Origin of the sequence: Treponema vincentii, assembly GCF_018336815.1 — a bacterium.
Lineage (GTDB): Bacteria > Spirochaetota > Spirochaetia > Treponematales > Treponemataceae > Treponema.
Map to the genome: position 1 here is coordinate 669,641 of NZ_CP050497.1, position 12,333 is coordinate 681,973.

At 44.6% G+C, this 12,333-nt stretch carries 12 protein-coding genes; 7 read left to right on the plus strand and 5 right to left on the minus strand.

Annotated features, from left to right (window positions below):
• Window positions 1-200 precede the first annotated feature (200 nt).
• Both GWP40_RS03070 and GWP40_RS03075 read right to left on the minus strand, forming a co-directional pair.
• Window positions 201-1,109: a 2-dehydropantoate 2-reductase gene (locus GWP40_RS03070; protein WP_230974564.1), complete on the minus strand. Its 909-nt coding sequence runs from the start codon at window positions 1,107-1,109 to the stop codon at window positions 201-203.
• Between the two features lie 264 nt (window positions 1,110-1,373).
• Entirely contained in the window at window positions 1,374-1,865 is a 492-nt protein-coding gene (locus GWP40_RS03075; protein ID WP_212566007.1) for a prolyl-tRNA synthetase associated domain-containing protein, read from the minus strand.
• Between the two features lie 428 nt (window positions 1,866-2,293).
• On the opposite strand from GWP40_RS03075, the gene GWP40_RS03080 reads away from it, so the two are divergent.
• Window positions 2,294-3,235, plus strand: coding sequence for a hypothetical protein (locus tag GWP40_RS03080; protein ID WP_212566008.1), 942 nt, complete (start codon window positions 2,294-2,296; stop codon window positions 3,233-3,235).
• A 52-nt stretch (window positions 3,236-3,287) separates the two neighbouring features.
• Here the strand turns inward: GWP40_RS03080 and GWP40_RS03085 are convergent, their stop codons facing one another.
• The 3 genes from GWP40_RS03085 to GWP40_RS03095 all read right to left on the minus strand — a co-directional run bounded on the left by GWP40_RS03085 (window position 3,288) and on the right by GWP40_RS03095 (window position 6,875).
• Window positions 3,288-3,923 carry a HEAT repeat domain-containing protein gene (locus GWP40_RS03085; protein ID WP_212566009.1) on the minus strand — a complete coding sequence of 212 codons (636 nt, stop codon included), beginning with the start codon at window positions 3,921-3,923 and terminating at the stop codon, window positions 3,288-3,290.
• A 116-nt stretch (window positions 3,924-4,039) separates the two neighbouring features.
• Window positions 4,040-4,477, minus strand: coding sequence for a GrdX family protein (locus GWP40_RS03090; protein ID WP_212566010.1), 438 nt, complete (start codon window positions 4,475-4,477; stop codon window positions 4,040-4,042).
• A 13-nt stretch (window positions 4,478-4,490) separates the two neighbouring features.
• Window positions 4,491-6,875 (minus strand): asparaginase domain-containing protein, encoded by a 2,385-nt coding sequence (locus tag GWP40_RS03095; RefSeq protein WP_230974565.1) that lies wholly within the window; start codon window positions 6,873-6,875, stop codon window positions 4,491-4,493.
• A 259-nt stretch (window positions 6,876-7,134) separates the two neighbouring features.
• Between GWP40_RS03095 and GWP40_RS03100 the strand changes: the two genes are divergently transcribed.
• From GWP40_RS03100 to GWP40_RS03120, 6 genes are all read left to right on the plus strand, one after another.
• A complete protein-coding gene (locus GWP40_RS03100) occupies window positions 7,135-8,565 on the plus strand; it encodes an MGH1-like glycoside hydrolase domain-containing protein (RefSeq protein WP_212566012.1) in 1,431 nt (476 codons plus the stop codon).
• Window positions 8,566-8,601: 36 nt separating this feature from the next.
• On the plus strand, window positions 8,602-9,393 hold the full coding sequence (locus GWP40_RS13235; RefSeq protein WP_269140253.1) for a polyphosphate kinase: 792 nt from the start codon (window positions 8,602-8,604) through the stop codon (window positions 9,391-9,393).
• Entirely contained in the window at window positions 9,347-10,777 is a 1,431-nt protein-coding gene (gene ppk1, locus GWP40_RS03105) for a polyphosphate kinase 1 (RefSeq protein WP_269140254.1), read from the plus strand. The genes GWP40_RS13235 and ppk1 overlap by 47 nt, the downstream gene beginning before the upstream one ends.
• A gap of 357 nt (window positions 10,778-11,134) precedes the next feature.
• Window positions 11,135-11,599 (plus strand): hypothetical protein, encoded by a 465-nt coding sequence (locus tag GWP40_RS03110; RefSeq protein ID WP_212566013.1) that lies wholly within the window; start codon window positions 11,135-11,137, stop codon window positions 11,597-11,599.
• Window positions 11,600-11,674: 75 nt separating this feature from the next.
• Window positions 11,675-11,947, plus strand: coding sequence for a type II toxin-antitoxin system RelE/ParE family toxin (locus GWP40_RS03115; protein WP_230974566.1), 273 nt, complete (start codon window positions 11,675-11,677; stop codon window positions 11,945-11,947).
• Between the two features lie 77 nt (window positions 11,948-12,024).
• Window positions 12,025-12,330: a helix-turn-helix domain-containing protein gene (locus GWP40_RS03120; RefSeq protein ID WP_206182354.1), complete on the plus strand. Its 306-nt coding sequence runs from the start codon at window positions 12,025-12,027 to the stop codon at window positions 12,328-12,330.
• Window positions 12,331-12,333: the final 3 nt, after the last annotated feature.

Here is a 12,333-nt window from a genome sequence, read left to right on the forward strand (position 1 = left end):
AAAAATCAACAATAAAAAAAGAAAATGAGGATACCAAAAAAATAGTTTGATTTTACGGGAATGTAATGCCGGATACAGACCGCACCCGTGATTTGCTCGGCGTAGCTGCTCTGATAGGTGAAGGCAACCTCTCATGTCTGTCTAAAAAGAGGTTTTGGTAATGCGGTAACCACACGGCTCAGCCGCAGCGTCGCCCACTTTTATAGACCGAATAATTTCTCTTTGCCGTGTATAAAGGTAGTAATCAGATCGCAATACGGTGTAGGAATGTGCAGCTCCTTGCCCTTGCGGGAAATATAGCCATTTAAGAAATCAATTTCGGTTAAACGGTGGTTTTTGATTAAATCTTGGTGCATTGAAGGATAGTGCTTTGCGCCGACAAAATCCGGTTGTGTAAATCCATACACATAATCGGTTACGGAATCAACATCCAGCGTAACACCCTGCGTTTTTGCGATAGCGGCAAACTCGGAGATAATACAACGCATCATATCTTTACAGCCTGCAATGCTGCCAAGCTCCAGCATATTGCATTCCATAATTGTGCAGGTACTGTTCATTGCGCCATTAAGCGCGGCTTTCCGCCAAATAGACCACAGGATATTATCGGAATATACTGCAGGCATGGTCGCTTTATTGAGTGCTTCTACAATCATCTCTGCACCGGCTTTCCCTTCCGGTACAATATTCTGAATTTCTGTTTTACCATGACTCGACAGTACCGCACTTCCCGGTCCCTTCATTCCGGCAGTTACCACCGTTACGCCCATAAAGATATTCTTAGGCGCGATAAACTTTTTCAGGGTTTCCGTATGCCCCAGTCCATTCAAAAGACAGAGTATTTTGGTATCATCCCGCAACACATGCTTAATACTGCTCAGCATCGTTTCCAGCTGCATTGATTTTGTAAACACAATGACAAAATCCGCAGTCCCTTTGAACTCTTCCGGTTTATAAATATCGATTTTTGTCGATAATTCCGCAGTACCGTCCTGCAAGTGCAACCCATTTTTCCGGATTGCATCGATATTATCCTGCCAACCGTCCAGCAGTGTTACATCATTACCGCTTTTTTTGCAGCATAAATCCAAAGCTACAGCCCATTGCACCTGAACCGGCAATAACAACCTTCATATAACCACCTCTATTAGGGAAACACTAGGGCTGTCCAAAAACTGAAAGCCTATCGGCTTTTTCTGTATCAGCTTTGCTGATGAGGGATGGCGAAAAAGCAACCAACTTTTGAGACATCCCCAGTGTTAACATTAAAATTTCTTGTTTCGTAATAAGTCTCTCTATTTTATAGGTATAGGCAATTACAGACTTATGGAAAACGAAGTCAAGTTTATAAAGCAAACTTAAACGTCTATGTTTTACACATTGATGATAAAATACTCATGTCCGGTGTTTTTGATAAAACGCTGCAAGTCGCCGGAATCGATAAAAACCGTTGCAGTATTTTCATTCGGATGAAAGGTTAGAATGCGGTATTCGTCAAGCATCGCTTTATCAAAGTATACGGTTACGTCATGCGCTGTGTTGTTTAATAGACCGAACGGCGACACCACTCCAGCTGCAAGGCCGAGTTTTTCTGCTAATAATTCTGCTGACGCAAACTTAAATTCTTTTTCTTCAAGCATTTCCGCGCACTTTTTCATATCGAGCCGTTTCACTTCATCCATAATGAGTAGAATGCACCGTTTTTTATTTCTGTTTCGCAGAAAGAGCGTTTTTGTTCGGCACCCTTCTTTGCCTTCGATGTATTTGTCGGCTTCTTCGGTAGTTAAAGCCGGTGGGTGTTCAATTACTTCATAGCTGATACCCATATCCTGTAATGCTTTGTAAACATTTTCAGCTGGTGTCATAAAAATCTCCTTGTACCTTATGAGATTCTTTAAATACTATAACATAAATAAAAGAAAAGACAACACATCCTGTGCGAAATTTTATTCGTGCGGTTTAATACCCCGACGTTTGCGTCGGGGGTGTTGATTTAAAATTTCGCACATTTTTCCGGCAAATGGGTAAACGTATCAGGCAGAGTAGATAAAAATCGCGGAAAAATTGAGACTGTGAGACCATTTGAACCGCAAAGAGGTTCAACTCTGGTCGAATAGTCTCAATTTTTCCGCGGGGATGTTAAAAACGGCCTGATGCGTTTACCCTGTAATTGCGCTGTCGAGGTCTTGCATAAAAAGCTGCATCCGTGTAGGCTTGATAGTGTGCCGTTTTTATGAACAATATTTTTATGTTATGCTGTCTTGAAAAAAAACGAGTACGCTAAGGAGTGTTTATGAAGAAACTAGTTGCATCGATGATTGGTGCCTTACTGATTCTTGGTACTCTTTCCGCGCAGGAAGAAGGAGCAGAGGAAAAGTCAAAGGTAAAATATTCGACAAATATCAATCTCGCTGTTACCTATCCTTGGGCAGGCAAGCTGAGTGTAACGGAAGTTATTAAAGTTCCGGTTTTGAACTTTAATAATCCGTTTATGCGCGGTAATAATATTAAATTTAAGCTGGGGGCTGAACTTACACCGGTTACTGTGGAAGGAAAGTTTGATATCGTGTGGACTCCGATCGCTTTTTTGGAAGTATACGGAGGTGCAAGTATTGGCTCTGGCTGGACGCTTGCAGGGTGGCACGGTCTTGCGTTAAATCAGAATGTTTCCGGCACAACGCAGAAAGTTCCTATTAACTTTAAAAACGCATTTTACACTGCGAATTTCGGCGCCGCTTTACAATTTGATTTGGGAGCGCTTATCCCAACCGATTGGACTCATATAATCGCAAGGATTGATCAGTACTTTTTATACCGAGGTGTAACAGGGCTTAGCGCGCTTGATTCGTGGGTGTTTCAGAATGATGACGGCGAAAATAGAAACGGCTTTACCTATTGCGCTTCATACGTGCTCGGTTACCAAATGCCGCTGCCGATGAATATGATTGCCTTTAGAGTGGAAACTGAAAAGACCTTTTTTAAAGTCCCCTCTGGCGCCGATAAACGTAATTGGGGCGAAGATCGTTATAATGTCGTGTTTGGACCAATCCTCAGCTTTAAACCTGTCGATCAACTGACAATCCTACTTATTGCACAATGGAAGACCGCTCATAATTATACAGCTGAGGATTTGAAAAAATTTTATCAAACCCGTACAATCGATAAAAGTAAGCGGGACAAGATAATCTTTAAGCGTGTGGGGATTATCTTCGATGTGAATCTCCCTAATAACTAATGGGCATCTCTAGAAACTCGGTTAGATTTTTAGCGATGCCCTAATAAATGGCTTACACCGTCGGGGGTCTGCGCAAGAATGTTTCGATTGTGCGTATGGCTTCGACGGCACGAGCTTGCGTTGTCGGGGAAGGGTCGCGTAGTTTTTCCTTTAACAACACCAATGAGCGTTCAACCATTTCCGGTTCGTATTTCCCGATGATGCGGAATATATCCGGCGCGTGCTCACGTACACCTTCCTTGTCGGGATCGTCCAGCATACGTTCAAATAAGCCGATGTACGGTTTAAAGACGGACGCTTTGGCGTTGGCAATACTTTGACAGGCTTCCAGCATTGCCGCCCGTACTTTGGGTACGGAATCGCAATGTAATTGAATAATTTTATCCAGCCGATTTTTTACCGTGTTGATATCCGCCCTGCCTATGCGACCAAGCGCTAAAACGGCTTGTTCCCGAATTTCCCAGTTACTGTCCTTTAATGCAGCAAAGGCTCCATCTATGAGGTGCATAACTTTTTCCGGTCTGTTATTTCCGATGTGACCGATAGCGGTATATGCCTGCGCAATTACTTTCTCGTTGTTGCTTTTAACGCTTTGAGTAACAAATGCAATATCATCACCGGTTAACGTTGCAGGATTTGTTTGTGCCGTATAGGTAATACCTTGTAAGCGTTCAATAATTTTATTCATCTTTTCTTCCTCTGGGTACTGATACGTGTGTGATAAGATTTATCTGTTTATCATATTTACGTACAAGATACTATAGGGCATCTTCTAAAAACTCAGGTATAGCTTTTAAAGGCTTCCTATAGGGCGCTTCTAAATAAAGAAAGGTCTAGCGCTTGGAAGTCTTCCAGCACTTTTTCCGAATAACTCGGCGGATTAGTGCGTTTTACCCGCTCCATGGCTTGCTCCCATAACTGCAACGATCGGGTATCCAGCGCAGTTCCTTCCGCCAACACCATACTGCGGTACGGCTGCTTGTGCAGCTGAATGTTCCCATACATTGCATGGTTTTGCAGCTTCCAGTTCCGGTGGATATGGTCGCGCACCTGTGTGTACAGTTCGTCCCGCGACGCGCAGAATATCAGTTCAATATCCGCGGTTTCAAGGGTGTTATTTGAGGTATCCGTCTCGGCGCCGCTATTCGAGGTGTTTGCTTTTGTGCTGCTATTCCGTGTTTTACTTTGGCGTTCAATGTATTCGGCAGTTTTAGGGTTGTTGGTAATAATCAGTTGCTTCATGAGTCTTTCCTTTTTATTTTTCGTTTAAGAGCGCAGCTGTTTCCATAATACGATCAAGCTCCTCTTGGGTGTCGCATACGAGAGATGCTGCATAGTACAGTGCAATGGCTGTTTCGGTTGTGAGCATCCCCATCGGTACGGCGCCTTCTTTCCATAAGTCCCGCGCGCTGGCATAGTTGGAAAAGTCGATCGCTTCTTCCTGTTGAGAAGTACAGTAAAACCTGCAGTGCTGTTTTTTGCCGCGTTTCAAAAATTCTTTTAAAGAATATGAGCTGTCTTTCATATTGGCCGTACCGTTTTCGTACAGCTCTAAAAAGAACGTGCGTATATCTTTTTGTAATGAAATAAGCCGCTCGCTCCGAATGCCGGGATAGGTTTTTATCAAAAACATATTGTCGGCAGCTTCGCTCAAGAGGCTTTCAAAAACGAGGCTGTCGCTTTCTTCATAATCCGAAAGCAGTCCTTCACCCCGAAAGAGCGGCGTTTGCATATTCCAGTTTACAAAGCCGATATCGCCGGAATCGACAAACTTGAGATTGAGCGGCGAAAGCACCTTACCGTTAAAAGAAACATAGACGCCGTTTTCTTTTTCCCAAGCGAGCTTGATTGCCGCGTTAAAGTTTCGCCGCGCTTCCTCCGATTCCGAAGGGGCAGTGCCGGATGCAGTCAATACGATGGAGACCGGCGTGTCGGCAAAAAGCCAGTATATCAGCGGCGCGGTATAGACGAGCGTGTCGGTTCCGTGCGTTATCACGATACCGTTGGCTGTCCCCGAAGCGATTTTTTCACAGATTGTGTGGATAAGCCGTGCCCAATCCGCCGGCTCCAGCTCTTCGCTGAAAAGCCCGTCGGAAATGGTCGGCTCGATGCGGATATGCCGCTTTGCAATAGTGGTATCCAAAAGCTCGGACAGAATTTTGGTACTTCCCGCTTTCACCTGTCCGTTTTGTATGGTAGCCGAAATTGCGCCACCCATCGAAAGCACATAGATAATGCGGATATTCAATTCTTCCTTAATAAGCTGCTTTACCAACTGCTGGTCGGCAAATCCTTTTGTCCGCTTCATCACCTGCCCGCACAGGATTTCGAGGTATTTCATCGAACCGGTTTTGAGCAGTTCCGCTTCTTTCGGATGTTTGCTAAGCATCTCTTGCACGAGAGTCCTCAGCGTTGTTTCGTCTGATATCTTTATCCATTCATCTTGAGCAAGCAGGGCTGCGGGGTCAGCGCCGTCGATAATAATCTTTTGCAGCAGGGTGCGGGCAATCGGATGGTTAATTGTTCCCTCCTGCGCAAGCCGCAAAATACGGGCAAAGTATTCAGGCTGCAAAACAAAGGCGTCGATTGTTTTACCGGCGCGCTTCAGCAGCGGGAGAATATCTTCCAGAATCCCGTTTGCGGCGATTTTCGGCTCAATTCCGAATTGCAGCACCGCTTCAAAAAAATCCGCAAGCCGCGCCTCGGTACACAGCGCCCGTGCAATTGGAATGGATAGACCGAAGGATTGAATATAGCGCAGCTTTCGCGATTGCTGATTTTCCGGAGCAGTCTGCAATACCTCTTGCAGCAGCGTATCCGGCGCGGTGTAAAAAGCCTGCTCTTCTACCGGTTTTGTTTTAACATAATCGATAAAATCCCGTGTTTTATACGGTTCGGTACGCTCCATGCGGGCATTCCACAGTCGGCTTTCAGAAATCGGGTCATTCCCCTGTTTGAGCATATCTTCCTGCCGCCGTAAATCTTCGTTTACCGCCTTCCGTACAAAGTTAAAAGAGTTAAGGTTCCGCAGTTTTACATAGTGCTGCGGTGGATTGGGAAATTCGGTAGAAGCAACATAGGCATTGCAGCGGATTTTATGACTACTGTCGGAATCGGTGAGGAGTCCGATGTACCGCAGCCGGTTGTTCAGTTCGGTTAAAAACATCTCCGCTTCTTCGCCCAGTTCAAGATTATTACCGGTGCGTATCCTGATGCTCGGCATTCCCGCGGAGCTGTAATCCATAAAAGCCTTGCCGTCGGCGTGCATAAGGCGTCCCGCATCTTCTTCGATGCGTATTTCCAAAATATCAATCTGCTTTTTGTGTTTGTGAAATTCGATATCAAGCACGCCTTTTTCCGCAATTTTTACCGAAGCGCCGCAGAGCTGATATTCGGAAGGGAGCGTCGGCATACCCGAAGGATATTCATATTGGGCTTTTGGGATAAGCGTGCAGCCGAGACTTTGGGCAAGCCGGTACGCATCGCGGGCAATGCGTTCTTTTAAAAGCGGCGGATATCCCGGTGTGCGCGTACAAATAGGACAGCTGTCGGCAGAGGAGCCTGCTTTGCATGAGCAAAACGCTTTTTCATCCGATAATATTAAAATGCGGATTTCAAGAAAAACAAATGATTGGTACAAGCGTTCCTCCTGCAACACAGAAATGATATTAGCTCTAAAAAAATCGATAGGTTTTAGAGATTTTGATCAGAATATACAAAAAACTGAAAAAATTATACAACTATGCGAAAAAATATGATATACTATATACGCGAAAGATTCGCTCAATTATTTGCATGATTTTTCTCAGTGTTTAACGGGACGGCACTCTTTAAATGGTTACGGTTAAAACTGTGCAAAAATACTAGGAATAAAAGCGGTGGGTTGTTGAGGAGCAGTGGTGAACAAGCGCGATTTTCCAAAAGTTCATTTTTATGATCAGGATTTTGTTGATATTTATGATAGAACGTGGTCGTTTATTCAGGATTTTTTATTCAATATAAAGACCGAAAAAGGAACAACTGAAAGTTTCTTTCTGTATCCCGATAACAATGGATGGTTTTTAAATCAGTATGAAACCATCTTTTCATCGTTCTTTTTTGTCTATTCAAACCGAAACTATAGTGCGAATCAGGGATTGGATTTTTTCTATGCACATCAGGAAGAGTCGGGAGCGATTCGGTCTCGGTATAATGTCGAAACCGGTGAGCCGGTGTTTTCGAGCGATAATCCCGAAGGTGTCGGTATGCCGCTTTTTGCATGGGCGGAATACAATATGTTCCACAAGACGGCGAATAAAAAACGGGTGAAGGATGTCATGCCGGTACTCACCCGCTATATGAAGTGGCTGGATACTTCGTTTAAACAACCGAACGGATTATATACCGTCCCGCTCGCAGCCGTAGAGATGTACAATACGCCGCGCAAGAAAGCCGCATATCTGGTAGACTTTAACGCAGCGGTCGCGGTTAATGCGCTGTATATGTCGGTGCTGGGCGATATTCTTAACGACAAGGAATTGAGTTTTCAGTATAAGCGGGTTTATTTTACACTGAAAACCCGTATTAATAATTTAATGTGGAATGCCGAAACCGGTTTTTATCACGATATCGATGCGAATGAACAGCAGTTACCGCAAAAGACAATCGCCGGTTTTTGGCCGCTGCTTGCCGAAATCCCCAATGAGGATAAAGCCGAACAGCTTTCCGCGCACTTGCTGAATCCCGAAACCTTCGGCTCCGACCATCCCATTCCCAGTTTGTCGCTTGATGACGCTTCGTATAATGAGCGCGGTATGGGAGCCTTAGGCAGTGTATTCCCGCATTTGAACTTTATCGTCATTAAGGGCTTGGAAAAATATGAGCGGTGGGAACTTGCGCGAGAATGCGCTATCCGGCATATCTACTATGTGCTTGACGGCCTTGCTCCCGACGGCAACAGCAAAAAAGGCGCGTTGTGGGAAGCGTATTTGCCGCAAAAAGAAGGCCATGCGCAATGGCCTGACCATGAAAATTTCCCGCGCAAACAATATCTCTTTTCAGCAGCGCTCTCGACCATCACATTGATGATCGAAAATGTGATTGGGCTTTCCATCAGCTTCCCGCGGAAAACCGTCGATTGGATTATTCCGAATCTTGAGGTGATGGGCATCGAAAACTTGAGCCTGAAACGGAACCTTGTTACCATCCTGTCGTCAAAAACGCAGCGGGGCTGGGAAATCCACATGGAAAGCGAAAAGCTCTATTACTTTACCATCAATATCCTCGGACAAAAAAAGAAAACGCTGCCGATACCTTCCGGTAAGTGTTCGATGCTCATCGATAAACTGTAAGCGGAGCTGCCTGCAAGGTTTTGCGAGACCTTCACTATGATGGACTATCTTAACAGGGAACTTTCATGGATCGATTTTAACGAGCGGGTATTGGCGGAAGCGTGCTCTTCTACGGTACCGCTTTTGGAGCGGCTCAAGTTTATCGGTATCGTATCTTCAAATTTTGATGAGTTTTTTATGGTGCGGGTGGCCGGCTTGCAGGAGCTTTATAAAAGCGGGCATTCTCCTGCCGACGCTGACGATTGGCCGGTAGAAACGCTGTTAGAAGCCATCGTGCAAAAAACGCGCGTCTTGTTTGACATTCAAGAAGCAGTGTTAAATACCGAAATTTTACCCCAGCTAAAAGCGCATGGGTTTGCCTATTGCAAGCCGGAAGAATGTTCCGAATCGGAGCGGCATTTTTTGAAAGATTATTTTTACCGGCGCCTCTACCCGATTATTACCCCGCAAGTTTCCGAAAATGAACAGGCACTTGCAGACAGTGTTGCCAATGTGCGGCTGCATGTCGGGTTTTTGCTTTCGGATGATGCAGGCGGACAAGACCGGCTGGCAATTGTGCCGGTGTCGTCGGCTCCGCGCTTTGTCTTTTTGCAATCGGAAGCGGGACATGAACCGCCTAAGAATGAACGGGAATCACTATCAGACAACGAAGGTGCAGTATCGAAGGGTGAACATGAATCGCCGAAACGCGACATTAATTCACCGGTAGACGGCGAAATCAACACCCCTGCAAAAAAGGTTCGGTTCGTACTGATCGACGAGCTGATTCGATATTTCGGCGGTGCCTTTTTTTCCCGACTGCCGGATTACCGGAACGGGAATCTTTAAGATTAATCGTTCCGCCAGTCTGACGGTTGACGATTCCTCCGATGACAGCTTTATCGAGGCATTGGAAGAAGTTCTTATTAGGCGTCGACACTCGTTTGTCGTGCGGATGACGAGTACCCATGAATCACCGGCATTCATTGCACGCATGAGCGGGCTGTTTCAGCTGGGAGAAAAGGATGTCTATTTAAGCGAGGCGCCCATTGGGCTTTCCTCTTTTGCAAAAATCACGGAAATAGACGGGTTTAAACGGCTGAGGAATGAAAAATGGAAGCATTTTGCACACCCTGCCTTTCCCTCTGACGGTACGCTATGGGATAGCATCAAAACCCGCGATATTCTACTGCACGTGCCGTATCAGTCATATAAACCGGTTATCAGGCTTTTGTCTGACGCCGCGAAAGACCCTGCCGTAACGTCCATCCGCATGACCTTGTACCGTACCAGTAAAAGCTCGCCTGTTGTGCGCGCGCTGGTAGAGGCTGCAAAGCAGGGAAAACAGGTTACGGTATTTGTGGAATTAAAAGCGCGCTTTGATGAGGAGCGGAATCTCGGCTGGGTAAAGCGGTTGCAAAAGCACGGTGTGCGGGTGGTGTACGATCTGCCGCATTTGAAGGTTCACGCAAAACTTTTGTTGATTATGCGGCGTGAGGCGCACGGTGAGCAGGGCTATCTGCACCTGTCGACCGGCAACTACAACGACACCACCGCGCGGCTCTATGCGGATATATCGTTGTTTACCGTTCATCCACGGATGATTGCCGATGCGCACATTATTTTTTCGCGTCTGTGCGGCAAATATACGCAAGAGACACCCCGCTATATCATTACCGCGCCTGACGCACTCAAGCATATCCTGCTGGGATATATCGAGCGGGAAATCGACTTTGCGCGACAGCATAAGCCTGCCCGCATTATCGCAAAGATGAACAGCCTTTCTCATCCTGAACTGATTGCCGCCATATACAAGGCTTCGCAGGCAGGTGTCCGTATCGATTTAAACGTGCGGGGTATCTGTATGCTTATTCCCGGGCAGCGTGGCATTAGTGACAATGTCCGTGTCGTCAGTATTATCGACCGCTATTTGGAGCATAGCCGGATATTCTATTTTGAAAACGGTGGTAATCCTGAATGGTACCTTTCCAGCGCGGACTGGATGCCCCGCAATCTTGAGCGGCGAGTAGAGCTGCTGTTTCCTGTTTTGGATAAGCAGAATCAGAAGCTTCTGGAATATTTTTTTAGCGTGTACTTTGCAGATAATGTAAAGGCGTTCAAAATGCTGCCGGACGGAAGCTGGCGTCGTCAAACTCCGCAAGAGGATCAGGCGCCGATTCGGGCGCAAGAAGCCTTGCATCGATTTTTTGAAAGTCAAACTGCCGATGAATAGCTTTAGAGAGCTTTTTTGGTCACAGCGATGTTTCAACCACTATGGTTTACACCCACGTCCTCAACCGCGGTGGTTTCGGCGTTCAAAGCCCTATCGACCGAATGTGATTCGTCTTTATATCATTTAGTGAAGATAGGCCTAATCTGCCCGTTAGTGATGTGTTCCGGCTGATGTTATGGTAGAAAGATGATGATTTTCAAACAGGTAAGTTTAGATTGCGAATAGGGTTGTCCTATGATATTATGAGGAAAGGTCGAAAGGGTGTTAGGTTGATGCCGCACAGCGGCACTTATTGTTAATAAGGTAAATCTTCCAACATATTTTCGACTAAAGAAAATAAAATCGTAGGAGGATTTTATGAAACATTTATTAAAAAATGCTGCAATTTTTGTAGCGTTGGTATTAACGGTTGTATTCACCGGATGCAAAAATCCCAGTTCAAATGATGATGGGAACACAATAACTAAACTTGCTGCCCCGACAAATCTGGTTATCAATTCAATTACGGATAACACAATTAGTTGTGATGTTAATTTTTCATTTACATATAATGGAAAAACAGGCATAGATGGCGCATATCAAGCTGTTTTAGGGTATTCAACTACAAATGATTCTTCTAAAGCCGATTATAGTGATACAAATACTTCTGTTACTGTAGAAGCAGGGGAAAATACACGTACCGTAAATTATGTCTATAATATTGCACCTTATTTCAAGCCAACATCTGGGAAAAAGTACTATTTCTGGTTAAAAGTAACAAGTCCTGCATATAATGTTTCTGACAGTGCTTGGAGCAATGTTGCTGAATTTACCTATCCATAATAATTAAATAATCTGGCGGGTCAAGCCCGCCTTTTTCTTCTTGACAAATATTCACTTTAGTTCATATAATAAATTATGTGGAATGTAGATTCATCAGATGAATATGATGCTTGGTTTCTAACATTGGACGAAAAATGTAAGGAAGCCGTATTGCAAAGAGTTCTTTTACTACAACAATACGGGCCAAATCTTTCACGTCCGTATGCAGATGTCCTTCATGGTTCTAAGAAACTTAGTAACCTTAAAGAACTGAGAAACCAGACTCAGAAACATCTTTTGAGAGTTGCCTATTACTTTGATTCTGCTAGAAATGCATTTTTTGCTTACTGGCGGAGACAAGAAAGGTAAAGACCGGGATAAGTTTTACAAAGATTTAATAGCCGAATCCGAAGTAATAGTTGAAAGACATGAGAAGGAGTTAGAAAATGAAAGACGCAATCAAAATGATGGAAAGTAATATGTCTCCAGAGGCTGTTCGTCGCACTCACATAAAAGCCGAGCAGGATATTATGACAATTCGTCTTGCACAGCTTCGCGAAGAACAGAATGTAAAACAGTCAGAAATGACTAATTTTACCCAGTCATCTGTTTCTAAAATTGAAAAAAGGAAAGATATAAAAATTTCAACTTTAATAGACTATCTCGACAGTCTCGGAATGGGACTTGAAATTATTACTTATCCAAAACTTGCTTTTTCTAAAAACCAGGAAAAAGTTCTTTTGAAAGTATAAGAA

Excerpts from the sequence above, each read along its gene's own strand:
- GWP40_RS03075 (WP_212566007.1), bottom strand. The coding sequence starts at position 1,865 with ATGACACCAGCTGAAAATGTTTACAAAGCATTACAGGATATGGGTATC.
- GWP40_RS03080 (WP_212566008.1), top strand. The coding sequence starts at position 2,294 with ATGAAGAAACTAGTTGCATCGATGATTGGTGCCTTACTGATTCTTGGT.
- GWP40_RS03085 (WP_212566009.1), bottom strand. The coding sequence starts at position 3,923 with ATGAATAAAATTATTGAACGCTTACAAGGTATTACCTATACGGCACAA.
- GWP40_RS03090 (WP_212566010.1), bottom strand. The coding sequence starts at position 4,477 with ATGAAGCAACTGATTATTACCAACAACCCTAAAACTGCCGAATACATT.
- GWP40_RS13235 (WP_269140253.1), top strand. The coding sequence starts at position 8,602 with ATGATGGACTATCTTAACAGGGAACTTTCATGGATCGATTTTAACGAG.
- GWP40_RS03110 (WP_212566013.1), top strand. The coding sequence starts at position 11,135 with ATGAAACATTTATTAAAAAATGCTGCAATTTTTGTAGCGTTGGTATTA.
- GWP40_RS03115 (WP_230974566.1), top strand. The coding sequence starts at position 11,675 with ATGTGGAATGTAGATTCATCAGATGAATATGATGCTTGGTTTCTAACA.
- GWP40_RS03120 (WP_206182354.1), top strand. The coding sequence starts at position 12,025 with ATGAAAGACGCAATCAAAATGATGGAAAGTAATATGTCTCCAGAGGCT.